This window comes from Leucobacter ruminantium (assembly GCF_017565705.1).
In the GTDB taxonomy this organism is placed as follows: Bacteria; Actinomycetota; Actinomycetes; order Actinomycetales; family Microbacteriaceae; genus Leucobacter; species Leucobacter ruminantium.
This window is the reverse complement of the sequence record NZ_JAGDYL010000014.1, coordinates 65,116-88,783: the sequence shown is the minus strand read 5'-3', so window position 1 is coordinate 88,783 and position 23,668 is coordinate 65,116. Positions and strand designations below refer to the sequence as shown.

At 70.4% G+C, this 23,668-nt stretch carries 19 protein-coding genes; 16 read left to right on the top strand and 3 right to left on the bottom strand.

What is annotated here, in order from left to right:
* Positions 1 to 5 precede the first annotated feature (5 nt).
* From folE to J4H91_RS09300, 5 genes are all read left to right on the top strand, one after another.
* Positions 6 to 584: a GTP cyclohydrolase I gene (folE, locus tag J4H91_RS09320; RefSeq protein ID WP_208045988.1), complete on the top strand. Its 579-nt coding sequence runs from the start codon at positions 6 to 8 to the stop codon at positions 582 to 584.
* Positions 577 to 1,872, top strand: a complete 1,296-nt coding sequence (gene folP / locus J4H91_RS09315) for a dihydropteroate synthase (RefSeq protein WP_243752837.1) — start codon at positions 577 to 579, stop codon at positions 1,870 to 1,872. Before folE ends, folP begins: the two co-directional genes overlap by 8 nt.
* Positions 1,869 to 2,390, top strand: a complete 522-nt coding sequence (gene folK / locus J4H91_RS09310; RefSeq protein WP_208045987.1) for a 2-amino-4-hydroxy-6-hydroxymethyldihydropteridine diphosphokinase — start codon at positions 1,869 to 1,871, stop codon at positions 2,388 to 2,390. Before folP ends, folK begins: the two co-directional genes overlap by 4 nt.
* Positions 2,377 to 2,895 carry a DUF3180 family protein gene (locus tag J4H91_RS09305; protein ID WP_208045986.1) on the top strand — a complete coding sequence of 173 codons (519 nt, stop codon included), beginning with the start codon at positions 2,377 to 2,379 and terminating at the stop codon, positions 2,893 to 2,895. The genes folK and J4H91_RS09305 overlap by 14 nt, the downstream gene beginning before the upstream one ends.
* Before the next feature lie 103 nt (positions 2,896 to 2,998).
* Positions 2,999 to 4,510 (top strand): histidine kinase N-terminal domain-containing protein, encoded by a 1,512-nt coding sequence (locus J4H91_RS09300; RefSeq protein ID WP_208045985.1) that lies wholly within the window; start codon positions 2,999 to 3,001, stop codon positions 4,508 to 4,510.
* A 65-nt stretch (positions 4,511 to 4,575) separates the two neighbouring features.
* Here the strand turns inward: J4H91_RS09300 and J4H91_RS09295 are convergent, their stop codons facing one another.
* Positions 4,576 to 5,061 carry a hypothetical protein gene (locus J4H91_RS09295; protein ID WP_208045984.1) on the bottom strand — a complete coding sequence of 162 codons (486 nt, stop codon included), beginning with the start codon at positions 5,059 to 5,061 and terminating at the stop codon, positions 4,576 to 4,578.
* Positions 5,058 to 6,653, bottom strand: a complete 1,596-nt coding sequence (locus J4H91_RS09290; protein WP_208045983.1) for a PspC domain-containing protein — start codon at positions 6,651 to 6,653, stop codon at positions 5,058 to 5,060. The genes J4H91_RS09295 and J4H91_RS09290 overlap by 4 nt, the downstream gene beginning before the upstream one ends.
* Positions 6,654 to 6,767: 114 nt before the next feature.
* Here J4H91_RS09290 and J4H91_RS09285 point away from each other — a divergent pair, with 114 nt between their 5' ends.
* Positions 6,768 to 8,243, top strand: coding sequence for an ATP-binding protein (locus tag J4H91_RS09285; protein WP_208045982.1), 1,476 nt, complete (start codon positions 6,768 to 6,770; stop codon positions 8,241 to 8,243).
* Entirely contained in the window at positions 8,240 to 8,908 is a 669-nt protein-coding gene (locus J4H91_RS09280) for a response regulator (RefSeq protein WP_208045981.1), read from the top strand. The genes J4H91_RS09285 and J4H91_RS09280 overlap by 4 nt, the downstream gene beginning before the upstream one ends.
* 184 nt (positions 8,909 to 9,092) lie before the next feature.
* On the opposite strand, the gene J4H91_RS09275 is transcribed toward J4H91_RS09280, so the two are convergent.
* Positions 9,093 to 10,751: a phospholipid carrier-dependent glycosyltransferase gene (locus J4H91_RS09275; protein ID WP_243752836.1), complete on the bottom strand. Its 1,659-nt coding sequence runs from the start codon at positions 10,749 to 10,751 to the stop codon at positions 9,093 to 9,095.
* A gap of 71 nt (positions 10,752 to 10,822) precedes the next feature.
* On the opposite strand from J4H91_RS09275, the gene J4H91_RS09270 reads away from it, so the two are divergent.
* From J4H91_RS09270 to J4H91_RS09230, 9 genes are all read left to right on the top strand, one after another.
* A complete protein-coding gene (locus J4H91_RS09270) occupies positions 10,823 to 12,610 on the top strand; it encodes a proline--tRNA ligase (RefSeq protein ID WP_208045980.1) in 1,788 nt (595 codons plus the stop codon).
* 271 nt (positions 12,611 to 12,881) lie between these two features.
* Positions 12,882 to 13,175, top strand: a complete 294-nt coding sequence (locus J4H91_RS09265; protein WP_208045979.1) for a WXG100 family type VII secretion target — start codon at positions 12,882 to 12,884, stop codon at positions 13,173 to 13,175.
* Between the two features lie 83 nt (positions 13,176 to 13,258).
* A complete protein-coding gene (locus J4H91_RS09260) occupies positions 13,259 to 13,564 on the top strand; it encodes a hypothetical protein (protein ID WP_208045978.1) in 306 nt (101 codons plus the stop codon).
* A complete protein-coding gene (locus J4H91_RS09255) occupies positions 13,561 to 15,630 on the top strand; it encodes an alpha/beta hydrolase (protein ID WP_208045977.1) in 2,070 nt (689 codons plus the stop codon). Before J4H91_RS09260 ends, J4H91_RS09255 begins: the two co-directional genes overlap by 4 nt.
* 13 nt (positions 15,631 to 15,643) lie before the next feature.
* Positions 15,644 to 16,267: a hypothetical protein gene (locus J4H91_RS09250; protein WP_208045976.1), complete on the top strand. Its 624-nt coding sequence runs from the start codon at positions 15,644 to 15,646 to the stop codon at positions 16,265 to 16,267.
* 162 nt (positions 16,268 to 16,429) lie between these two features.
* Complete coding sequence (gene yiaA, locus J4H91_RS09245; RefSeq protein ID WP_208045975.1) at positions 16,430 to 16,894, top strand: inner membrane protein YiaA; 465 nt, start codon at positions 16,430 to 16,432, stop codon at positions 16,892 to 16,894.
* Positions 16,895 to 16,943: 49 nt separating this feature from the next.
* On the top strand, positions 16,944 to 21,692 hold the full coding sequence (locus tag J4H91_RS09240) for an FtsK/SpoIIIE domain-containing protein (protein ID WP_208045974.1): 4,749 nt from the start codon (positions 16,944 to 16,946) through the stop codon (positions 21,690 to 21,692).
* A gap of 65 nt (positions 21,693 to 21,757) precedes the next feature.
* Entirely contained in the window at positions 21,758 to 22,753 is a 996-nt protein-coding gene (nusA, locus tag J4H91_RS09235) for a transcription termination factor NusA (protein WP_208045973.1), read from the top strand.
* Positions 22,754 to 23,378: 625 nt separating this feature from the next.
* A complete protein-coding gene (locus J4H91_RS09230; RefSeq protein WP_208045972.1) occupies positions 23,379 to 23,636 on the top strand; it encodes a YlxR family protein in 258 nt (85 codons plus the stop codon).
* Positions 23,637 to 23,668: the final 32 nt, after the last annotated feature.

Below are 23,668 nucleotides of genomic sequence, written 5' to 3'. Positions count from 1 at the left end.
CGCGCATGGCTGAGGGAGTGGACCGTCCGCGCATCGCAGCGGCGGTGCGCGAGCTGCTGGCCGCGATCGGCGCCGATCCGGCGAGCGAGGAGCTCGCGGGAACGCCGGGCCGTGTCGCCGACGCCTACGCCGAGTTCTTCTCCGGAATGGGCGAGGATCCCTGTGCCTTCCTCGCAGACTCCGTGCCGGTGGGCGACCAGTCGGGCGAACTCGTGCTGATGCGCGACATCGAGCTGCGGTCGGTCTGCGAGCACCACCTGCTGCCGTTCCGAGGGCGCGCGCACGTCGCCTACCGCCCGGGGGAGCGGGTCGTCGGCCTGAGCGCGCTGCCGCGCGTGGTCGCCTCGCTCGCCGCGCGGCCCCAGGTGCAGGAGCGGCTGGGCGAGCAGATCGCCGCGGCCATCGATGCCGCGATCGGCCCCCAGGGCGTGCTCGTGGTGCTCGAGGCGACGCACGGGTGCGTGGCCGACCGCGGTGTGCGCCAGACCGGCGCCCGCGCGATCACCGTCGCGGCGCGCGGATCCCTCGCCCGTCCAGCGGAGCAGGCCGCCGTCTTCGCCCTGATCGGCGGCCGCGATGCCTGAGCGCGGCGTGCTCGTCATGGGCGTGCTCAACGTCACGCCGGACTCGTTCAGCGACGGCGGCAGCTATCTCTCCGCCGAGGCTGCGGTGGCGCACGGCCGACGGCTCGTCGAGCTCGGCGCCGACATCGTCGACGTCGGCGGCGAGTCGACGCGGCCCGGAGCCGAGCCGGTGCCGCGCGAGGAGGAGCTGCGGCGCGTGCTGCCAGTGGTGCGCGCGCTCGCCGCAGAGGGCATCGCCGTCTCGATCGACACGCTGCACGCCGAGACGGCGCAGGCGGCCGTCGCCGCCGGCGCGCGCTACATCAACGACGTCTCGGGCGGTCTGCACGACCCCGCGATGCATGCCGCGGCGGCATGGGCCTCGGCCGAGCACGGGGCGAGCTACATCATCGGGCACTGGAGAGGGATCCCCGACCCGCGGCACGAGCGATCCGGATACGACGACGTGGTCGCAGAGGTGCGCGACGCGCTCGCCGGGCTCGCGCGCGAAGCGATCGCCGCCGGTGTCGACCCGAATCGCATCGTCATCGACCCGGGCCTCGGCTTCGACAAGACCGGCGAGCAGTGCTGGGAACTGCTGCGGCGTCTCCACGAGCTCTCCGCCCTCGGCCACCGCGTGCTCGTCGGCGCCTCGCGGAAGCGGATGATCGCGGAAGCCCTCGCCGCCGGCCTCGGCCGCACCGTCTCGCCGGAGCAGCGGGATCTGGCGACGGCCGTGGTGAGCACTCTCGTCGCCCGGGCCGGGGCGTGGGGTGTGCGCGTGCACGACGTCGACGCCACGGCGCAGGCGCTCGCGGTCGAGCGCGCATGGAGCGGTGGGGATCCCTCGCCGCCAGCGGCGGCACCTGAACCGGCACGGTCCCCGGATCCTTCACCGGTACCGGCACCTGAACCGACCGCCGCTCCTGAACCCGCCGTGAGGGACCGCATCACCCTGACCGGGCTCGAGGTGTTCGCGCACCACGGCGTCTTCGACTTCGAGCGGGAGCGGGGGCAGCGCTTCCTGATCGACGCCGAGGTCGAGGTCGACCTCCGGCCGGCCGCGGCGGGCGATGCGCTCGAGCGCACCGTGCACTACGGCGAGCTCGCCGATGCGATCGTCGAGGCCGTGCGCAGGGATCCCGTCGACCTGATCGAGACCCTGGCCGAGCGCGTCGCACAGGTGGCGCTCGGATTCCCCGGAGTGCGGGAGGCGAGCATCACGGTGCACAAGCCGGACGCGCCGATCGACGCGGTCTTCTCCGACGTGTCGGTGAGCATCGTGCGAGGGCAGGGAGGCCGGTGGTGATCGCTCGGATCGTGCCCGTACTCTTCGCGTTCGGCGCCAATCTGGGCGACAGGGGCGAGACCATTCGTGCGGCGCAGCGGGAGCTCGCCGCCGTGCCGGGCGTCTCGGCGTTCCGCGCCTCGCCGCTGCGCGAGACCATCGCCCTCACCACGCACGGCCCCGACCCCGATGCGCCGCGATACCTGAACGGCGTCGCGCTCGCCGAGACGACGCTCGAACCGCACGCGCTGCTCGACGCGATGCAGCGGATCGAGGCCAGCCACGGGCGCGTGCGCGACGTGCACTGGGGGGATCGCACCCTCGACATCGATCTCGTGCTCTACGGGGGTCGCGCGATCGCGGACGACCGCCTGACCGTGCCGCACCCGCGCGCCCACGAGCGCGACTTCGTGCTCTCGCCGTGGCTCGACCTCGACCCCGACGCCGTGCTGATGGGGCACGGCAGGGTCGCCGAACTGCTCGCACGCATCGGCGACACCACCCGCAGGATCGACGAGGCCGGCGATGCGCGGTTTTGAGCGGATGAACCCGCTCGCCTCGCTCGCCGCAGCGGCGATGGGGGCGGCCGTCGGCCTCGTCGTGCAGTTCGCGCTCTCGGGGCGCGGGCAGGCGCCGTTCTCGCCGCCGCTCTCCCTCCCGGTGACGCTCGTGCTCGTCGGCGTCGTGCTGCTCGTCTTCGGCATCCGCCTGCGGCGCAACGTGGAGAAGCGCCCGGGAGCCGTGAACCCGTTCCACGCGGTGCGGCTGCTCGCGGCCGCCCGTGCCGGCCAGATCGTGGGAGGCCTGCTCGGCGGCTTCGGAGGCGGTCTCGCACTCTCGCTGCTCGGCCGCAGCGTGCCGGCGCCGGTCGACACCTGGCTTCCCATGGTGCTGACGCTGGCGGGGGGTGCGGTGCTCGTCGCCTGCGCGGCCGTCGCCGAGCACCTGTGCCGCGTGCCCCCGGGCGACGGCGACGAGGAGGGAGACGCAGGCCCGGATCCCTCGCTCGGCCCCGCCGACAGCGCCGCCTACCGCAAGCCCTGACCCGGCTGCTCACCGGCCGCCCGCACCCGTCTCCCTGCCCATGCACGCCCCGTACCGGGGCAGCACCGAGCTTGGGGGTGTCTGCGGCCTCTAAGCTGGTGCGGTGACGACCCTGCGTGAATTTGCGACGAAGTACTCCTCCCTCGACGAAGCCGAAGTCGAATGGCTCGAACGGTTGACCCTCGACTGGTCGCTGATCGCCGACCTCGCCCTGAGCGACGTCGTGCTCTGGGTGCCGACGGAGGAGGGCGAATATCTCGCCGTCGCGCACAGCCGCCCGGCCGGCTCGGTGACACTCTTCTACCGCGACGTCATCGGCGACTTCCTGCGCTCCGACTGGCGCGCGATCGTCGACGAGGCCATGGAGACCGGCAAGCCCGTCATCTCGACCTCCCCGGCCTGGTACGAGGAGAACCCCATGCGTCTCACCGCGCACGCCGTCAGCCGTCGCGACGAGAACGGCGAGCTGCACGGGCCCTTCGCGGTCGCGACCGTGCACGCGAGCGTCGCCGACACCCAGAACGCGTCTCGCATCGGCGCCGCCTTCCACGAGGTCGCCGACGAGCTGTTCGGCATGATCGAGGAGGGTCTCTTCCCGCCGCCCGGCAACACCCGTGGCGGCGAGCAGGGCGCCCCGCGAGCCGCCGATGGCCTCGTGCGCCTCGACCCCGAGGGCATCGCCACCTTCGTCAGCCCGAACACGCAGACCACCTTCGCGGGGATCGGCTACCGCGATGAGATCGAGGGCGAGAACTTCGCCGCGGTCGTCGCCGAAGTGGTGAAGGGCCAGTTCGACACCAACGAGTCGCTGCCGCTCATCGCGCAGGGCAAGATCGCCAAGCGGGTCGAGATCGACGTGCGCAGGCACACGATCACCCTGCGGTCCATCCCGGTGATCCGCGACGGCGTGCGCGTCGGCGGCATCGTGCTCACGCGAGACGTCACGGAGCTGCGGCAGCAGGCGCAGGAGCTCATCACGAAGGACGCGACGATCCGCGAGATCCACCACCGTGTGAAGAACAACCTGCAGACGGTCGCGTCCCTGCTGCGCGTGCAGGCGCGTCGCGCCAGGAGCGAGGAGGCCAAGCAGGTGCTCGGCCAGGCGATGCGCCGCGTCGCAGCCATCGCCGTCGTGCACGATACGCTGTCGGCCGGCCTCTCGCAGATCGTGGACTTCGACGAGGTCTTCGCCCGCGTGCTCGGCCTCGCCGCCGAGGTCGCGAGCCTGCACAACACCGTCGTGCATCCCCGCAAGGAGGGCGAGTTCGGCGAGCTCCCGTCGGAGTACGCGACGCCGCTCGCGCTCGCGCTCACGGAGATCGTCACGAACGCGGTCGAGCACGGCCTCGCCGGCAGCGAGGGCGAGGTCTTCATCAAGGCCGATCGCAACGACGAGCGGCTCGTCGTCGAGGTCGTCGACACCGGCACGGGCCTGCCCGGCGGCACGGTGGGCGACGGGCTCGGCACCCAGATCGTGCGCACCCTCGTCGAGGGCGAGCTCGGCGGCAGCATCACCTGGGGTCCCGATGCCAGGGGCGGCACCCGCGTGGTGATCGAGGTGCCGCTGCACTGGATCGCGACGCAGACGCGCGAGATCCCGCGCGTGCGGGGGTGATTCGAGGGATTCCCCGCGACCCCCAGCCCGAGCCGCGATGCCCCGGCGGCGCGGGGATCCTCGAGCTAGCGGCGGCCCCGCACCACCACCGCTGCCCCCACGAGCAGGAGCAGGGCGCCGAGCGCGATCGTGGTCGCGGCGATCCACCAACCCGCGTCGAGCTCTGCGGTTCCGAAGACCCGCTGCGCGATGTACCCGCAGAACGCCAGGATGAGCGCGCCCCACACGATGGGCCCCGTGCGAGGTCTCGGCCTGCGATTCGGCGAGGGATCCGCCACCGCTCCGGGGGTCGGCGCCGCGTGCGGGATTCCCGGCGCGGGCTCGGCGGGCGCCTCCTCGCCTGAGGGGGGTGCCGCTGCCCGGAGCCGGGTCTCGGGCGGCGCGTCAGTCGGGAGCGGCGCGTCTCCCGGAGGCTGCGCTTTCTCCGGCGAAGGCTGCGTGTCTGTCGCGGTCGGCGTGTCCGCCGTGGGCGCGGCACCTGCCGAAGGCTGCGTCTCCTCCGTGTGCAGTCCCTCCGTGAGCGGTTGCGTGTCGTCGTGCTGCTCGTTCATCGCTGCGTCTCCCGTTCGCGCGTGCGTGTGTTCTGATCCGCCGGCTCGTCGCCTGCTCTCTGCCCGCCGGTCACGTCCACCCCTCCGGCGAGCAGGTAGACGGTGACGGTGCCGATGCCGTCATCGGCGATGGCCGACTCCCGCTTCCCGGGGGCTCCGACCGAGACCGTGCGGCCGAGGAAGGCGCCTGCTGCCGCGTCCGCCGGGCGGGCGCCGTGGTCGTCGATCCGGCCGGCGAGCACCCGCACGTCGAGGTCGACGGGGGTGTCGTCCGGCAGTCGCACGCTCGTGTCGCCCGCGAGTTGCCAGATGACGATGTCGGAGTCGGGGCCGCGCTCGTCGAGATCCCTCAGGTCGATATCGGCCGATCCCGCGATCAGCACGGCGCCGGTCGCCGTGCGGCCGTCGACCTGCATGGTGCCGAAGGGCTGGAACCGAGTGCCGCCCGGCAGCACGACGGTGGCGAGCAGAGCGAACACGCCGCAGGCCGCGAGGAAGCCCACCCAGCCCGTGTGGCGGCCCCGGATTCCCACGATGATGAGTGAAAGGGCGAGCACCGCGACAGAGGCGGTGAGGCCCGCGACGAGGGCGGGGGCCGCCCCGGAGTCGATGCGACCTCCGGCCGATGCCGCTTCGAAGCCGACCCAGATCGCGGCGGCTCCGCCCGCGAGCAGTGCGAATGCGAGGCTGAGCACCGTCTGCGCGGTGCCCATGCGGTGGGCGTCGTGATGCTCGGCGTAGCGGGCACTCCACTCGTCGGCCTGCTGACCGACCTCCTCGCCCCATCGCGAGGCGCGCTCGCCGAAGCTGCGACCCCACTCCTCGGCGCGCTCGGAGGTGCGTGCCGCCCATTCCCCGGCCCGCTCCTCGAACGGTCTCTCGGTCGACGAGCGCCCCGAGGCCGTCCGCTGCGCGGAGAAGGCGGCCGTCGCGGGCCGTTCGCCCGCGGGCGCCGCGCTGTCGGAGGGCGAGCTGTCCATTCGCGAGGGATCCCGCGCCGTTGCGCTCTGCGCCCCCTGACCGCCAGGAGCGCACGCATCGCCCGCACTGTTCTCGCGCCGCTCGCGTCCGTGCTGCAGCACGAGGTGCCTGACCAGGAAGAAGGCGGCCACGAGCACCGCGATCCAGAACAGCCAGCCGACCGTGCGCATGAGCCAGAGCGGCACGCCCATCGCACTCCAGAGATCCCACCCCCAGAAGCCGGGCGTGCCCGCGAACGGGGCACCCCCGAAGACGAGCCCGACGAACAGCGGGATGATGATGACGCCCGCGACGACGGCCGCCGTGATGATCATCCCGCTCGATGCTCGCCCCCGGATGATCTCCTCCGTGTGGATGCGTCCCGTCTCATCCGGCAGCAGCAACCAGCCCACGAGGTAGAGCAGGAGGCCCGGGCCGCCGAGCAGGGTCAGTACGACGAAGACGCCGCGCACGATGAGCGGATCGATGCCGGCCTTCGCCGCGATGCCGCCCGCGACGCCGGCGAACCATCGATCGGAGCCGCGGACGATGCCGAGGCCGCGGAGCCATGTGAAGAAGGAGCCGCCGGAGGAGGGGACTCCCTGGCGCTCGGACTCTGGTGTCGTATTCATGTCTTCGAGTCTGGCCGGGCACCGCGGGCACCGCCATCGGGGATCACCCTGACCCGACCCTGAGCTTTGCCAGGGGAGACCCCCGATTCCGGTCGTTGCTGCTTGGATGGAGACATGGAACGACCGCCGCTCACCCGTCCGCTCGAGGATCGCATCCTCGCGGGCGTGTGCGCCGGCCTCGCCCGACATCTCGGGCTGCCGGTCGGGGCCGTGCGCATCGGCACGCTCGTGTTCGCCGCGCTCGGCGGCTTCGGTGCGCTGCTCTACCTGTGGTTGTGGGCGACCGTGCCGCGCGAGGGCGAGACGGAAGGCGTGGTACCGCTGCGCCGGGCCCTCACCCGGCCGGCCGATGCGGGCGAGGGATCGCGCCCTCCGGGCGCTGCGCCTACCGAGGGCGCCCCGTGGGCTGCGCCGGCTGCGGGCTCCGCGGGGGCAGCTGTCACGGACCGGCGCAGCTCGGAGCCCGGGGAACGGGGCGGAGCGGACGCGGATCACCGGGAAGGCTCAGGCGAGGCGTCACGGGGCCGCTGGCCGATCGCCGAACTGCTGCTGGGGGCATGTCTGCTCATCGCCGGCGCCGGTCTCGTGCTCGAGCGCCTCGGCGTGCATATCAACCTCGAGCTCGTGCTGCCCGCGCTGGCGGTGCTCGTCGGCGTCGGGCTGACCTGGTGGCAGATCGCCGACAGGGATCGCCCCGATCGCCATCAGCTCCCGCGCGTGCTGGGCGCGCTCGCGCTCGTGGCCGTCGGCGTGCTCATGTTCTTCGTCACCGCGCGCGAGCCCAGTGCGCTCACGGTGATCGCCGCTGCACTTGCCGTGCTCGGCGGTGTCGCGCTCGCGATCGCGCCGTGGCTGCTGCGGCTCAACCGCGAACTGCTCGCCGAGCGTTCGGCGCGAGCGCGCGAGGCCGAACGCTCCGACATCGCCGCGCACCTGCACGACTCGGTGCTGCAGACGCTCGCGCTGATCCAGCAGCGATCGGATCCGGGCAGCGAGGTCGCCAGGCTCGCGCGCGGGCAGGAGCGGGAACTGCGCGAGTGGCTGTTCCGCGCGGCAGACGGGGGAGCGCCGCAGCGCGAGGCCGTCGGCACCGAGCTGCGCGAGCACGCTGCGGCGCTCGAGGAGGCGCACCCGGTGCGATTCGAGGTGATCGGGGTCGGACTCGGCGACTCCGCGACGGCTCCGTCGCCGATCGTCGCCGCGGCCAGGGAGGCCATGCTCAACGCGGCGAGGCACGCGGGGGGCGACGTCACCGTCTACGTCGAGGCGAGTCGGCACAGGATCTCCGTCGACGTCACCGACCGGGGTCCCGGCCTCGATCTCGGTGCGCTGCCCGAGGGGCGGATGGGCGTGCGCGAGTCGATCCTGGGGCGCATGGAGCGCGCGGGCGGCACCGCGAGATTCGTGCCGGGGCCGGGCGGCGCGGGCACGTCGGTGCGGCTCTCGATGCCGCTCGAGGAACCGGGGTCGGTGCCGGAACCGGCGTCGGGGCCCGCGTCGACATCGGTGCAAGTACCGGCATCGGGGCCCGCGTCGGAATCGAATCGGGCGCAGGAGCGCGCCCCTGAGCAGAACGGGAGCAGAGGATGAGCGAGACCGGCCGTGCCGCGATCAGGGTGGTCATCGTCGACGACCATCAGATCTTCCGCGGGGGCCTGCGGGCTGAGCTCGGGGACGAGATCGAGGTGGTGGGGGAAGCCGCGGATGTCGATCAGGCGATCCGCACGATCACGGAGACCTCGCCCGATGTGGTGCTGCTCGACGTCCATCTGCCCGGCGGGTCGGGCGGCGGCGGGGCCGAGGTGCTGCGGCGCCTCGGCCGTGAGCTCTTCGGCACGAGGTTCCTCGCGCTGAGCGTCTCGGACGCAGCGGACGACGTGGTCAGCGTCATCCGTGCCGGGGCGCGCGGCTATCTCACGAAGACGGCCTCCGGTGCCGAGGTCACCGCAGCGGTGACGCGGGTGCACGGGGGAGACGCGGTGTTCTCGCCCCGCCTCGCCGGCTTCGTGCTCGACGCCTTCGGCACCGGCGGCGGGGAGACCGCGACAGCCGACGACGAGCTCGACAGACTGTCGGCCCGCGAGCAGGAGGTCATGCGCATGATCGCCCGGGGTTACGCCTACAAGGAGGTCGCCTCGGAGCTCTTCCTCTCCGTGAAGACGGTGGAGACCCACGTCTCGAACGTGCTGCGCAAGCTGCAGCTGTCGAACCGGCACGAGCTCACGGCCTGGGCGCTCTCCCGCCGTCTCCTGTAACGCGGCTGCTCGGGGCGCGGCGCGAGCGCGGCTCGGCACGGCGCGGAGCGCTCCTGAGATCCGCCCGTCGCGTCGCCCGTCATCGACTTGATCCGATCTGTGCTCATCCCGCCGGTTGAGGTCGCTTTGCGTCAAGTCGACGCGGTGCGGGTGAGGCGGCGGGCACGCCGCTGAGCCGGCGGCCTCAGCTCCAACCGGGCAGCCACATGTGCGCCTGCCAGAACCACTCCGCGACCGGCATCCCCGTCCACACGGGGAAGAAGAGCAGCGCCAGCACCACCGCTACGGAGAGGAAGCACGCCACCGCCGCCCTCCGGCCCCGCAGCGCGTCCGCGTCGTCGCTCGCGGCTGGCGGGTTCACGCCTGCGTCGGCCATGCTCGGTGCGGGCCCCGAGCCGGGACCCCGGACTCGGATCCCGCACAGCACGCCCAGTACGAGCGCGAGTGCCAGCGCCGAGAACGGTGTGAGCACCACGGCGTAGAACTGGAATACCGCCGAGCGCGAGAACGTCAGCAGCCACGGCAGCCACCCCGACAGATACCCGACGATCACGAACACGCTCGCTGCGATGAGGGGATCCCTCGCCGCGGCCGTGCTTCTCGCCACAGTGCTTTCCGCCGCAGCATTCCCCGCAGCAGCACTCCCCGTCACCGCGGTTCCCGGAACAGCCGCGGCACCTCGGGCCGTTCGGGTCGCGCGCAGCGCCAGCCAGGCGAGCGCCCACAGCGCGGCGACCCCGGCCCAGGTCACGAGCGGGTTCGGCAGCGGCGTGATGCCCGACACGCATGCCGACCAGTCGCAGCCCTGATCCGGGCCCCAGCCGATCTCGTACATGGCCGTCGGCCGTAGCGCGAGGGGCCAGGTGAACGGGTGGGCCTGGTAGGGATGCGGGGCCGAGAGCGTGCCGTGCCAGGCGAGCATCTCCGCGTGATAGCGCCACAGCGCCACCGGCCAAGGCACGCCGGGGGTGCGGCCCCATCCGCCGGGCGAGGCGATCCATCCAGCCCAGCTCGCGACGTAGGCGAGCAATGCGACGGGCAGCGCGATCGCCGCCGTCACCGCGGCCTGCAGCGCCGAGCCGAGCAGGGGCCGGGGCTGCCGGGCGTGCGCAACCACCGGATCCGAAGAACCTCGGTGCATCCGTCCCCGAAGATCCCGCGCCTCGCGGAATCTCGCGGCCGCGTCCCACACCGTGATCAGCACCAGGAAGAACGCGAGAGGGTAGAGACCGGACCACTTGACCGCGGCGGCCGCGCCGAACGCGAGGCCAGCGGCCAGCAGCCACGGCCTGCGCCAGGCGATCGGGCGCGAGGGATCCCTCGCTATCCGCTCCTGATCCAGCCACACGAACAACGCCCCCAGTGCGACGAAGAAGGCGAGGAAGCCGTCGAGCAGCGCCACACGGCTCAGCGTCACGTGCACGCCGTCGATCGCGAGCAGCAGCCCCGCCGTCCAGGCGATCACTCGGCTGCGCGAGAGCCGGTACCCGAGCAGCATCGTCACGCCGACCGTCGCGACACCCGCGAGCGCAGCTGCGCTGCGCCAGCCCCAGCCGTCGCCCGCGCCGAACAACAGCACGCCGAGGCCGATCAGCCACTTGCCGAGCGGCGGATGCACCGCGTACGAGGGATCGTCGGTGAACGACGTCGCCCGCGCCCCGCTCATATCGGGGTCGTCGTCCGGCCACACGGTCGGGAAGCCGTGCGCCAGCTGGCTGATCGCGTCGCGCACGTAGTACAGCTCGTCGAATACGAGCACTCCCGGCCGCTCCAGCGCCCAGAACCGCAGGGCGAATGCGACCGCGATCACGGCAGTCGGCGCGGCCCAGCGCAGAGTTCTCATGCACCCAGGGTAGAAGGAATCCCCGACGTCGCGGGGCCGTCGGCGCCGGCCCGAAGGACTAGCATGGTGGGGTGATTACCCGTCTCAGCTCCTACTTCCTGAAGACCCTGCGCGAAGACCCGGCCGATGCCGAGGTGGACAGCCACAAGCTGCTCGTGCGCGCCGGCTACATCCGGCGCCAGGCGCCGGGCGTCTTCGGCTGGATGCCGCTGGGCCTGCGCGTGAAAGGCAGGATCGAGCAGATCATCCGCGAGGAGATGGCCGCCGCCGGAGCGCACGAGGTGCACTTCCCCGCACTGCTGCCGCGCGAGCCCTACGAGGCGACGGGCCGCTGGGAGGAGTACGGCGACGCCCTCTTCCGCCTGCAGGATCGTCACGGCGCCGACTACCTGCTCGCGCCCACGCACGAGGAGGTCTTCACCCTGATGGTGAAGGACATCATCTCCTCGTACAAGGAGCTGCCGCTGGCGCTCTACCAGATCCAGGACAAGTACCGCGACGAGGCGCGTCCCCGGGCGGGCCTCCTGCGCGGCCGCGAGTTCACGATGAAGGACGCCTACTCCTTCGACGTGTCGGACGAGGGCCTCGCCGCCTCGTACCAGAAGCAGCGCGATGCTTACGAGCGCATCTTCTCGCGCCTCGGCCTCGAGTACGTGATCGTGTCGGCCGACGCCGGCGCCATGGGCGGCTCGCGCTCCGAGGAGTTCCTGCTGCCGATCGCGATCGGCGAGGACACCTTCGTGCGCAGCGAGGGCGGCTACGCGGCCAACGTCGAGGCCTACCGCTCTCCCGTGCCCGCGGCCGCTTCGGCCGAGGAGATCGCCGCGATGCCCTCCGCGCTCGTCTTCGATTCGCCCGATACGCCGACGATCGACACGCTCGTCGCGCACACCAACAGGGCGCTTCCCCGCTCCGACGGGCGCGAGTGGAATGCTGCCGACACGCTCAAGTGCCTCGTGTTCGCGGTGACCTCGCTGGAGGGCGAGCGCGAGCTCGTCGCCATCGGCATCCCCGGCGACCGCGACGCCGATATGAAGCGAGTCGAGGTGGCCTTCCCGAACTGCGAGGTCGAGCCGGCCACCGCCGAGGATTTCGCGGCGAACCCGGCTTTGGTCAAGGGGTACATCGGCCCGGTGCTGATCGACGGCTCGGGCGGAGCCTCCCCGGTTCTGGGGCTCGAGGGATCCTCGGGTATCCGCTTCCTGCTCGATCCGCGCATCGTCGACGGCACCGCCTGGGTGACCGGCGCCAACGAGCACGAGAAGCACATCGCGCACCTGGTCGCCGGACGCGACTTCACCGCCGACGGTGTGGTCGACGTCGCCACCGTGCGCGATGGTGACCCCGCCCCCGATGGCTCCGGCCCCGTGTCGCTCGCCCGCGGCATGGAGATCGGCCACGTCTTCCAGCTCGGCCGCAAGTACGCGGAGGCGCTCGGCCTCAAGGTGCTCGACGAGAACGGCAAGCTCGTCACCGTGACGATGGGCTCCTACGGCATCGGCGTCACCCGCATCATGGCGGCGCTGGCGGAGCTCAACCACGACGACCGCGGCCTCGTCTGGCCGCGCGAGATCGCACCGTTCGACGTGCACGTCGTCGCCACGGGCAAGGATCCGATCGTGTTCGAGAAGGCCGAGGCGCTCGTCTCGGCGCTCTCCGTCTCCGGCAGCGAGGTGCTGTTCGACGACCGTCCCAAGGTGTCGCCTGGCGTGAAGTTCGGCGATGCCGAGCTGCTGGGCGTGCCCCGCGTCGTGGTCGTGGGCCGCGATGCCGCCGAGGGCTTCGCCGAGGTGTGGGATCGCGCCGCCGGGACGAAGGACAAGGTCTCCCTCGACGAGGTGCCCGCGCTGTTCGCGTGACCTTCGCTGCGCTCGCTCCACGGCTCCTCCGGCTTCGGCCGGGGGAGCCGTTCTGCTCCTCCGTGCGGTCGGCGCCGGAGCGACGTCCCTCCACAGGGTGGTTTTTTTGGGACCGCAATGGAGTAGTTATTCACATTTTGGGAATCAACCTTGCTCGATTGCGGTGTCGTGGCGGTAGCCTCATTCACACACCGCAGCAGTGGTGATGGATACCGCATCCGACGCGAATCTTGGGGGCTCTTCGCGAAACGAGAACGAACGGAGAGCCAGCATGTCGAATATCAAGGTTTCGTACGCCGAGATCGAGCAATCCGCCATCCAACTCGGGGCCGGGCGAGATGAGATCACGCAGAAGCTGCAGTCGCTGCAGCAGCAGATCGGCTCGCTCGTCTCCTCCGGCTTCGTCACCGACCAGGCCTCGGTGCGCTTCAACGACGCGTATCAGCAGTACACGGCGAGCGCGAACACCGTGATCGAGAAGCTCACCGAGATTCAGAGCTTCCTCACGCAGACCTCGTCCGCGATGCGCGACATGGACGCGCAGATCGCGTCGCGCATCAACTGATCCGAGCTTTCGCAGAAGAGCGGGTGGTGCGTTCGGCGCGCCGCTCCCCTCATGCGAACGCATATGAGCGAGATGAGGCTGTGATGGCTGATCTATTAGTCTCGGACGCGGTGCTCGAAGGCGCGATCGGGCATATCGTGACGGGCTCCGACTGCATGGTCGACGGCAATGCGCCGCGACCGGCGGGTGGCTTCGAGAGCCTGACGGATATCGCAGGCGAGATCGACCTCTTCTTGCGAGGTATGCAGGTGGGGCGGGCTTCGCTCGCCGACGCCGGGAGGTCGGCGGGCCAGGGCCTGCGATCCATGATGCAGGAGGTGAGCGCACTCGACGCGTCGCTCGCGTCCTCGCTGAGCGCGGGCTTCGCGGTGCGGGGGAAGAGCTCATGATGGTGCCGGGTGGCTTCGCCGAGGTGCTGTCAGGCGAGACGCCCATCAAGGGCGATATCGACTCGATCGATCAGGCTGCGTCGTTCTCGGGCGATGTCTCCGACGACTGCGTGTCGTACAGCGCCTACCTGCTCGCTGCCTCGTCGCAGCTTTCGGGCGGGCAGGGCGAAGCCGTGCAGAAGTACCGGTCGAAGCTCGACGCGGCGCTGCAGACGGGCGCGACGCGGCTGAAGGAGAGCGCCGACTCTGCGAAGCAGGGGTTCGTCACGTACTCCTCCGAGGTCGAGGGGATCCATAAGCGTGCGCGGGCGGTGCAAGACAGCGTTGACCGTCACCTCGGCGTGATCCGCGCCGAGTCCTCGGCGATCGAGGGCATTGCGGCTCAGATCCGGTGCCGGGTGGCGATGTCGTGGGACGCCCCGCCCTCCACGGCGATGCCGACCCCGGTGCTCGATCCTGCGCGCGCGGGGGGCATGGACGCGCTGGAACGCGACGCCGCACGCCGTGCCGTCGCCGTGGCCCACGAGGAGGAGTGGCGACGAGCGGTGACGTCCTGGATCGGCGCTCGCGACGGGATCGAGAGCGATCGTGCCACCTGGTCCGCTCTGCTCGACGAGCGCAGGACCGTCGAGAATGCGTTGGTCTCGATGCTCCGGAACACGCCGATCGGCCATCTCATCAGCGTGGGTTCCGGGCCGGGCGGCCCCGGGCCGAAATACACGATCGCCCACGCCATCTCCGGTGAGCTGTGGGGTAAGACTATCGCCCCGGGCGAGGTCGCGAAGCGTCACTCGGGCCTCGCGGGGCTGTTCCCCGGAGGCGACGGTTCGACCGCGTGGGATGCTCCGGCCGACCCCGCGGCGGTCGCCGCATGGTGGGGAACGCTCGAAGAGGCCACCAGGGAACAGCTCATCCGCGAGGTCCCCTGGGTGATCGGCAACCTGCCCGGTCTGCCCTTCGGAGCCCGCGATCGTGCGAATCGCGAGATGGTCAGGTTCTACGCCGCGCACCCCGGGCAACTGTCGGCCGAACAGTTGCAACTGATGGCGCAGGTGCAGGAAGTCCTGCGGCGGGAGGCCGAAGATGCGCGCATCCATGGAGGAGGACGCCCTCCCATCCAGGTGGTCGCGCTGGACCTCACCGGAGCGGTGCCCAAGGCCGCGGTGGGCTACGGCGACTCCGATGCCGCGACGCACACGACCTGGGCCGTTCCCGGCATGGAGAGCGACGCGCACCTCGCGCTCGAGGGCTGGGATATCGCGAGCCGCAACCTGTACGCGGCGCAGAGCGGTGTGGCGGGGTTCGGTGGGCAATCGTCGGTCATCGCCTGGCTCGGCTACGACACCCCCGACCTGGGGGACTCCGCGAACGCCGGCGGAGTGCTTTTCTCGAAAGCCGCGCAGACCGGCGCGCCGCGTTTCGCGGCCGAACTCGACGGCAACTACGCGGCTCGTGCTGCCGGACTATTGGGAGTCCCCGCTGTGAACGTGATCGCGCACTCGTACGGTACGACGACCGCGACGATCGCCCTGACCCTCGTGAAGCACCCCGTCACCACCCTGACGCTGATCGCTTCCGCGGGCCTCGACACGGTTCGGGTGTCCTCCTACGATGTGCTGCGGGTACAGGAGTCTGCTCCGGGCCAGCCGGCGATCTATACGACACATGCGTCGCAGGACTATCTCGCGCCGTCGGGGGCGGGGCTGTCGGGCCGCGGTCAGCCCAACCCCGACGCGCTGGGCCTGTTCGGCTTGGAGCAGCGGAGCCCCGTGTACGGCGGAGGGTTGTCGTTCTCATCCGACGGAGACCCCGCTCGTGGGCTGCTGCCAACGAACGGGCACTCGATCATCGGAGAGCAGGAGAAACGCGATCTGGTCGGCACTGCAGCGTCAGTCGGGCACGGATATCTGGATGTCGACACTCAGTCCCTGAGCAGTGTGGCTCAGATCACCACGGGACGCATCGGTGGCTTGCTCCGCAGCGGGTTCGTGCGTACCGAAGCAGAGTGCACCGCGACCTACGTCGTGCCGGGCGGCACGCGGACGGTGCGTCAGGCATGCGAGTGAGAGGGGAACGCGCGTGGTGCGTTTGAAGAAGACGGCCCTGCTGGCCGCCCTGTGCGGGGCGCTGCTGGTGACGGGCTGCCTGCAGGAGAAGCCGATCGTTTCGATGCCGGGAGGTACGAGCAATATGACGCTGACTGAGCAGCGCGAGTGGGTGGCCGAGCAATTGGATGCCGCCGTGGCAGCGAGTGGGGTGGCCGATGGGTGGTACGACATCTATTGGCAGGACGTGTACTGGGCGGAAGATCGTCCTGATGATCGGGAACTGCTATTCGGTGCATGGCTTCCCAACGAGTGTGGCGGTAATTCGGGCCGGCTGGACGTTTCGCTGAAGAATATGAGTTCCGAGGACCCTCTCGCCGCGACCGCACGGGTGCGGGCGTTCTGGGAGGCCGAAGAGCTTCCGGTGCGCGATCTCTACGAGACGCACAACGACACCGAGCCGTACTTCATCGTCGACTTCGAGGACGGGGGCACCTTCTCCATGCAGGCCTCGTCCGAGGGGATGAGTATCTCCGCCCATACCGCGTGCTCGGTCAACAACACGGTGACGAACTGGCAGGCCCACCGCGACGACGAGGGAAACCCCTTCCAAGACGAACTCGACCGCCGCGACGAAGAGGGCACGGGTTCCGAGTAGTGCGCATCTCCCCGGCCTACGAGAGGCCCGGGACCGCGACCGAGCCGTGTTGCATACGCCGCAGGCCCTCTGCGCCTCGCAACGACGAACCCCGGCGCACTCGCACCCTCCCGCATCAGACCGCAGAACGACGCACACCCCACGAGAACAGAGGAACGAGCAATGACCGACACGACCGATCGCGCGCAGAAGCCCACCCCCGCATTTATCGGGGCATCATGGATCGCCCTCCTGCTCGGCATGGGCACCTACTTCATCGGCCTGTTCAACGCGCACATGCAGCTCAACGAGAAGGGTTACTACTTCACGCTGCTCGTCTTCGGGCTCTTCGCCGCCGTCTCGCTGCAGAAGAGCGTGCGCGATCGGGCGGAGAAGATCCCCGTCACCAATCTCTACCTCGGCTTGTCGTGGTGCGCCCTGCTCATCTCCCTTTGTCTGCTGGCGATCGGCCTGTGGAACGCCGAGAGCCTCAGCGCCAGCGAGAAGGGCGTCTACGGCATCGGATTCGCGATGAGCCTCTTCGCCTCGGTCGCGGTGCAGAAGAACGTGCGAGACCTCGCCCGATTCAAGGGTGAGGAGGAGCCCGAAGATGAGGCGATCAGGAGTCAGGATCCCTTCGCGCAGTGATGGGTGAGGGGCAGCGGCGACGGTCAGGCACGGCGGTTGAGGTCGGAACATGAAGATGCGTTTGTCGGTCGTGCTGCCCCAGGGCGGGACGCACGACGTCGCGCTGTCGTGCGACGTCACCACGACCGTCGGTGATATCGCACGGTGCCTCATCCGCGCCGGTTTCAGCCCGGACCCGCGGCTCGCGGACTTCGCCGCGCGCAGGCTCATGCCGGTCACCCTCCGCGCCTCGCGCGGTCCGCAGGGCCGCGTCGTGCTCCTCGATCCCATGGCTCCGGTGACGGCGGCGGGCCTGCAGTCGGGCCTGGTCGTGCAGCCCGTTCCCGAGTTCGACGCGCCGGGAGAAGCCGAACGCCTCATCGAGGCGACCGGCTTCGTCGACGTGCTCAGCGGGGAGCAGCGCGGAGCCCGCTACAGCCTGCTCGCCGGCGACAACCTCATCGGGCGAGACCGATCCAGCCGCGTGCAACTGCTCGACCAGAGCGTCTCGCGCAAACACGCGCTGCTGCGCGTCGAAGCCGACGGCAACCTCACCGTCACCGACCTCGGCTCGGCCAACGGCATCGCTCTCGGTGACGACTACCGCGAGACGCTCAGCATCACGCGCCCCACGGAACTGCGCCTCGGCAGCATCGAGATCCGGCTCACCCCCGGCCCCGCTCCGCAGCCGCGCCCGCTCCTCTCGCACCGCATTATGCACACCCGCTCGCCGCGTGTCGCTCTTCACTTCCCCGCGAGCGAACGAGAACTGCCGACCCCGCCCGCCCCCGCAACCCCCGCGCGCATCCCGGTGCTCGCCATGTTCGCCCCCATGCTCATGGGCGGAGCCATGTACGCCATCACCCAGTCGCCCATGAGCCTCATCATGGTCGCCTTCACGCCGATGATGATGATCGGCTCCTGGGTAGACTCCAAACTCGGCGGCCGCCGCAAGCACAGGAAGGACGGCCGACGATTCGCCGAGCAACTGGCGGCAGAGCACGCAGAGATCGCGCTGCTCCGCACGCAGGAGATCGCGGTGCGGGCGACGGAGACCCCGAGTTTCGACGAGGTGCGCGGCGCGATCGAGCGCCTGGACGAACTGCTGTGGACGCGCAGACCCGAGCACCGCTCGTTTCTCGAACTGCGCTTCGGCGAGGGCGTGCTGCCGAGCCGCACCGCTCTCACCCTGCCGCCGCGGGGCGAGACGCCCCGCGAGCAGTGGGCTCGACTGCAGCTCATCGCGGAGGAGTTCGAACACGTCTCGCCCGTGCCCGTGATCGAACGCTTCGAGCGGTGCGGCTCGATCGGCGTCGTCGGCGCGCCGATCTGGGCCGAGGGAGCGGCCACATCGCTCGTGCTGCAACTCGTGGGGCTGCACTCGCCGCACGAGGTCGTGCTCGCGTGCTTCGCCGGCCCGCGGCACGAGGAGGCCTGGTCGTGGCTGAAATGGCTGCCGCACGTCGACCCGGTCGCGAGCCCCATCCCCGCCTGGCAGCTCGCGGACAGCCAGCAGAGCTCGCTGCGCCTCCTCACCGCCCTCGAAGGGCTGCTCGAAACGCGCAAGGCCCAGAGGGGCGGTCGAGCGGACATCCGATCGCACCTCGGCGCGGACACGCGCAACGACGAGGCGCAGGGCGACGCCGTGCGCGAACTGCCGACCGTCCCCGCCGTCATCGTGCTCGTGCTCGAGGACGGCCTCGTAGACACGGCTCGGCTCATCGAACTCGCGGAGACCGGCCCGGATCACGGCGTGCACGTCATCTGGGTGAGCCGCAGCAGGGCAGCACTGCCCGCGGCCTGCCGCACCTTCATGGAGATCGACGAGGGATCGGGGCACGTGCACTTCGTGCGCACAGCGACGAGCGTGCCGCTCACCCGGCACGAGCATGCCGACTCGGCCCTCGCACACCACCTCGCCAGACGCCTGGCCCCCGTCGAGGACACGGCCGCGCGCGTGCTCGACGAGAGCGACCTGCCCAAGAGCGTGCCCCTGCACGAGCTGCACCGAACCGACCTGCTCGGCGGGGCAGCGCCCATCGCCCAGGCGTGGGCGCACAGTGGCTCGCTCACGTCGCTCTGGCAGCTCGGCCAGGACCGCGACCCCGTCTCCCTCTCCGCGGTCGTGGGCCAGGGTCCCGACGCGACGACAGCCGTCGATCTGCGCACCCACGGCCCGCACGCGCTGGTCGGCGGCACCACGGGAGCTGGGAAGTCCGAGTTTCTGCAGACCTGGATCATGAGCATGGCGGCCGACGTCAGCCCGGACAGGCTCACGTTCCTGCTGGTCGACTACAAGGGCGGGGCCGCCTTCGCCGAGTGCGTCGATCTGCCGCACACCGTCGGTCTCGTGACCGATCTCAGTCCCCACCTCGTGCGGCGCGCGCTCACCTCGCTGCGGGCCGAGCTGCACTACCGCGAAGAGCTGCTCGCCGCTCACGGCGCGAAAGATCTCATCAGCATGGAGCGCCGCTCGGACGCCGCGGCACCGCCCGTGCTCGTCATCGTGATCGACGAGTTCGCCGCGCTCGCAGGCGAGGTTCCCGAGTTCGTCGACGGAGTCATCGACATCGCCCAGCGCGGCCGCTCCCTCGGCCTGCACCTCGTCATGGCGACGCAGCGGCCGGCCGGCGTCATCAAGGACACCCTGCGGGCAAACACCAACCTGCGCATCGCGCTGCGCATGTCGGACGAGCCCGACAGCACCGACATCATCGGAGCCGCGGACGCCGCCTTCTTCGATGCCGAGACTCCCGGTCGAGGCGCGATCAAGGTCGGCCCCGGCCGCATCGCCCACTTCCAAACGGGTTACCTCGGCGGTAGGGTCGGCGCCGAAACCCCCGCTGGGATCGAACTGTGCTCCCTGGGGTTCACCGAGGGCGAGGCCTGGAATATTCCGCCGGAAGCATCAGCGGAGACGAGGCGTCGCTCGCAGGTACGCGACATCGAGCAGCTGCGCGACGGCATCGTCGGCGCCGCGCATCGATTGGGGCTCGCGTCGCCCAGACGTCCGTGGCTCGACGAGCTGCCGACCTGTCTGACGCTCGCGGAGCTGCGGGGGACATCGGAGTCGCAGCACCGAACCGCCCGAGCACGGTCGCGCCCCTCGGCGGGAGCAGGGCAGGGATCTCGACCCCACGCCGGTGGGCGCGGGCCCGTCGTCGGCCTGCTCGACGACCCCGCAGCGCAGGCGCAGCGCCCGGTGCGCATCGATTTCGAGGACGCCGGCAGCATCTCGATCATCGGCGCCGGCGGCACGGGCAAGACCGGAGCGCTCATCGCCATCGCCGCTGCTCTCAGCGACGAGTGCACGAGTGAGCCCGTGCAGATCTACGCGATCGATGCCGCAGGCGGAGCCCTCGACACCATCAGCACCCTTCCGACGGTCGGCGCGGTCGCCCCGCTCGGCGATGCCGAGCTGACCGGCCGAGTGCTGCGACACCTGAGCGACGTCGTCGCCGAGCGCGGCCCGAGGTACGCCGCCGTGCGCGCAGGCGGACTCTCGGCGTACCGCGATGCGATGCCAGAGGCAGGCGAACCGCGCGTCGTCCTGCTGCTCGACGGCTTCGCGGCGTTCCGCCAGGCGACGGAGACCCTGGGCGGCGCAGACAACCCCTTCGCGATGCTGACCGAGATCATGATGCAGGGTCGCTCCGTCGGCGTTCACGTCGTGCTCACCGCCGACCGCCCCTCGGTGATCCCCGCGACGCTGAGCGCGAGCCTGCAGCGGCAGTTCGTGCTCCGCCTCGCAAACCCGCACGACTACGCCGCCCTCGGCGTGCGGTCCGACGTGCTCGAGGGCACGGCACCCGGGCGCGCGCTGCTCGCGGGCGACGAACGCGAGATGCAGTTCGCCGTGCTCGGCGGTCCCGACCTCGCGCGGCAATCCGCAGGGATCGAAGCGCTCGCCGCCGAGCTGACCGCACGCGGCGTCGAGCGCGCGCCGCGCATCGTGAACGCCCCCGACCGCCTGTCGCTCGACGCGCTGTCGCCGCTCGCGGGCGGGCTGCCGAGCTACGGCATCGACACGCGCAGCCTCGACCCCGTCGGCATGCCTCTGCGGGGTCTCGGCGTCATCGCGGGGCCGAGCGGGGCGGGCCTCTCGCAAGCCGCCCTGTGCTGCGTCGCAGCGATGGAACGCACCGTCGCCCACCAGGGGCATGCCGTCGACACGGTGCTGCTCAGCTTCGCCGAAACCGGACTGGCGCAGCTGCGCGCATGGGGTCGCGTCGCCCGGGGAGACGAGGAGGTCGCGGATCTCGCGGAGGCGCTCACACTGGCACTCGGCGGCAGAACCGCCCCGCGGGGTATCGCCGGAGCGGGGCTGATCGGCGCGGGTCCCATCGGCGGTCCCATCGGCGTGATGATCGGGGGAGGCCCCGGAACCGGAAACGGAGGATCGCCCGGAGGGATCCCTGTCGAGACCGGGACCCCGCCACCGCTTGCCTTCCCCGCTCCGGGGGCCCGAGGGATCGTGGTGGTGGAGAGGCCGGCCGAGGCTGCGGGAACGCCGGCGCTGCCGCAGCTCGTCGCTCTGGCGAAAGCCGCTCGACGGGCGCGGGTGCTCGTGCTCTTCGAGTTCGAATCGGGCACCGCGAGCGAGACGTGGGACCTGTATCAGAGCCTGAAGCAGCCGAGCTGGGGGCTGTCGCTGCAGCCCGACCAGAACGAGACGCAGAGTCCGTTCCGCGAGGATCTCGGCAGGGTGAAGCGCGCCGATTTCCCACCCGGCCGCGGCTTCGCGATCGAGAACGGGCGAGCAGTGCCGGTGCAAGTGGCGCTGCCGAGCCCGGTGGACGGGCCCGGTCCCCTGCAGTAGAGTCGAGGTTTGATCCGATGCCGGATCGATAGCTGAATAGACATTTCAATACTCAAGGAGGCGCCGTGAAGATCGATCTTGCCATGCTGCGTGGGCTCGAACGCGAGAGGGAGATCCCTTTCGAGGAGCTCGCCGAAATCATCGAGCAGGCGATCCAGTCCGCATACATCCGCCACGCCGAGAACCAGAAGCTCTCGGTGCCGCCGGAGGATCAGGTGCGCGTCACTCTCGACCGCAAGACCGGCGAGATCTCCGTGCTCGTGCCGGAGCTCGATGACGAGGGCCGCGTGGTGGGCGAGGCCTATGTCACCACCGACGAGTTCGGCCGCGTCGCCTCCGGTGCTGCGAAGCAGGTCATCAACCAGCGCCTCCGCGATCTCTCTGACGACGCCGTTCTGGGCACCTTCAAGGACAAGGAGGGGCAGATCGTCTCGGGCGTCGTGCAGCAGAACCCCAACCCGCGCATGGTGCACGTCGACCTCGGCGAGCTCGAGGCGATCCTGCCTCCCGAGGAACAGGTGCCGGGTGAGGAGTACCCCCATGGGATGCGCCTGCGCGTCTATGTGACGAGTGTCTCGAAGGGTACCAAGGGTCCGCAGGTCGTCGTCTCGCGCACTCACCCCGGCCTCGTGCGCAAGCTGTTCGAGCGGGAGGTGCCCGAACTCAGCGAGGGGCTCGTCGAGATCGTGTCGCTCGCCCGTGAGGCCGGCCACCGCACGAAGGTCGCGGTGCGCGCCAAGCAGTCGGGCATCAACGCGAAGGGCACCTGCATCGGAGAGATGGGCAGTCGCGTGCGCGCAGTCATGAGCGAGCTCGGCGAGGAGAAGATCGACATCATCGACTACTCCTCGGAGCTTCCGCGGTTCGTCGCGAACGCGCTCTCTCCCGCGAAGGTGACCGACGTGTTCATGCTCAACGAGTCGCTGAAGCAGGTGCGAGCGCTCGTTCCCGATTTCCAGCTCTCGCTGGCGATCGGCAAGGAGGGCCAGAACGCCCGCCTCGCCGCCAAACTGACGGGCGCGAAGATCGATATCCAACCGGACTCGATCATGAACGATTGACGTTCTTCGGGCTCGAGGTTGGATATTTCGATCTTCGCGCCGGAGCGCTCGAGGGAATCGCGCCAGCGATTCCGCGCTCCGGTTCGCGAGCGAAAGCGAGCGCAGCAAGCACAGGGATTCAGCCTGACTCGATCATGAATGACTGATTTGCAAGGGTGTGGGCTGGATGTCTTGATTTTTGCGCCGGAGCGCTCGAGGGAATCGCGCCAGCGATTCCGCGCTCCGGTTCGCGAGCGAAAGCGAGCGCAGCAAGCACAGGGATTCAGCCTGACTCGATCATGAATGACTGATTTGCAAGGGTGTGGGCTGGATGTCTTGATTTTTGCGCCGGAGCGCTTAGGGGAAATGCGCCTCGGGCTGAGAGTGAAACGCGACAGCGTTTCACGACCGGGCTGCTGCGGCCACTGCCGCAGGCATTTCCGCGCTCCGGTTCGCGGCCGGCAGGCCGCACAGCAGACACGGTGATCCAGCCCGCTCCGGCGTTTCGGCTCGCGCCGCTCGCCCCACGGACAAGTGGGAGCGAGTCGAATCGGCGGGTTCGCTCGCCGGGCGGCGGACGTTTCACCTGGGTGCTCGCCGCGAGCGATACGGCCGGGGGAAGACCGGGAAGAGGGAAGCTGGTAGAATGGTTTCGGTTCGGACCTGTGTCGCATGCCGCAAGCGTGCGACACGAGCGGAGTTGCTCCGGGTGGTGCTGCACGACGGTCGTCTGATCGTCGATGATCGTGCGGTGCTTCCGGGGAGGGGTGCCTGGGTGCACCCGACGGCTCGGTGTCTTGAACAAGCAGTGTCGCGCGGATCTTTTTCGCGTGCCCTGCGGGTGTCGGGGAAGCCCGACACCGGCCCTTTAGAGAACAGGCTGAAAACACTCATGGACAACTAATGAGCGGCTCACGATGAGGCCCGTCCGATAAC

Bases quoted from the DNA above. Each gene is read 5' to 3' on its own strand.
- J4H91_RS09290 (WP_208045983.1), bottom strand. From the start codon at position 6,653: ATGAATACGACACCAGAGTCCGAGCGCCAGGGAGTCCCCTCCTCCGGC.
- J4H91_RS09240 (WP_208045974.1), top strand. From the start codon at position 16,944: ATGAAGATGCGTTTGTCGGTCGTGCTGCCCCAGGGCGGGACGCACGAC.
- J4H91_RS09295 (WP_208045984.1), bottom strand. From the start codon at position 5,061: ATGAACGAGCAGCACGACGACACGCAACCGCTCACGGAGGGACTGCAC.
- folE (WP_208045988.1), top strand. From the start codon at position 6: ATGGCTGAGGGAGTGGACCGTCCGCGCATCGCAGCGGCGGTGCGCGAG.
- J4H91_RS09230 (WP_208045972.1), top strand. From the start codon at position 23,379: ATGGTTTCGGTTCGGACCTGTGTCGCATGCCGCAAGCGTGCGACACGA.
- J4H91_RS09260 (WP_208045978.1), top strand. From the start codon at position 13,259: ATGGCTGATCTATTAGTCTCGGACGCGGTGCTCGAAGGCGCGATCGGG.
- J4H91_RS09265 (WP_208045979.1), top strand. From the start codon at position 12,882: ATGTCGAATATCAAGGTTTCGTACGCCGAGATCGAGCAATCCGCCATC.
- J4H91_RS09255 (WP_208045977.1), top strand. From the start codon at position 13,561: ATGATGGTGCCGGGTGGCTTCGCCGAGGTGCTGTCAGGCGAGACGCCC.
- J4H91_RS09305 (WP_208045986.1), top strand. From the start codon at position 2,377: ATGCGCGGTTTTGAGCGGATGAACCCGCTCGCCTCGCTCGCCGCAGCG.
- J4H91_RS09280 (WP_208045981.1), top strand. From the start codon at position 8,240: ATGAGCGAGACCGGCCGTGCCGCGATCAGGGTGGTCATCGTCGACGAC.
- J4H91_RS09285 (WP_208045982.1), top strand. From the start codon at position 6,768: ATGGAACGACCGCCGCTCACCCGTCCGCTCGAGGATCGCATCCTCGCG.
- yiaA (WP_208045975.1), top strand. From the start codon at position 16,430: ATGACCGACACGACCGATCGCGCGCAGAAGCCCACCCCCGCATTTATC.
- J4H91_RS09275 (WP_243752836.1), bottom strand. From the start codon at position 10,751: ATGAGAACTCTGCGCTGGGCCGCGCCGACTGCCGTGATCGCGGTCGCA.
- folP (WP_243752837.1), top strand. From the start codon at position 577: ATGCCTGAGCGCGGCGTGCTCGTCATGGGCGTGCTCAACGTCACGCCG.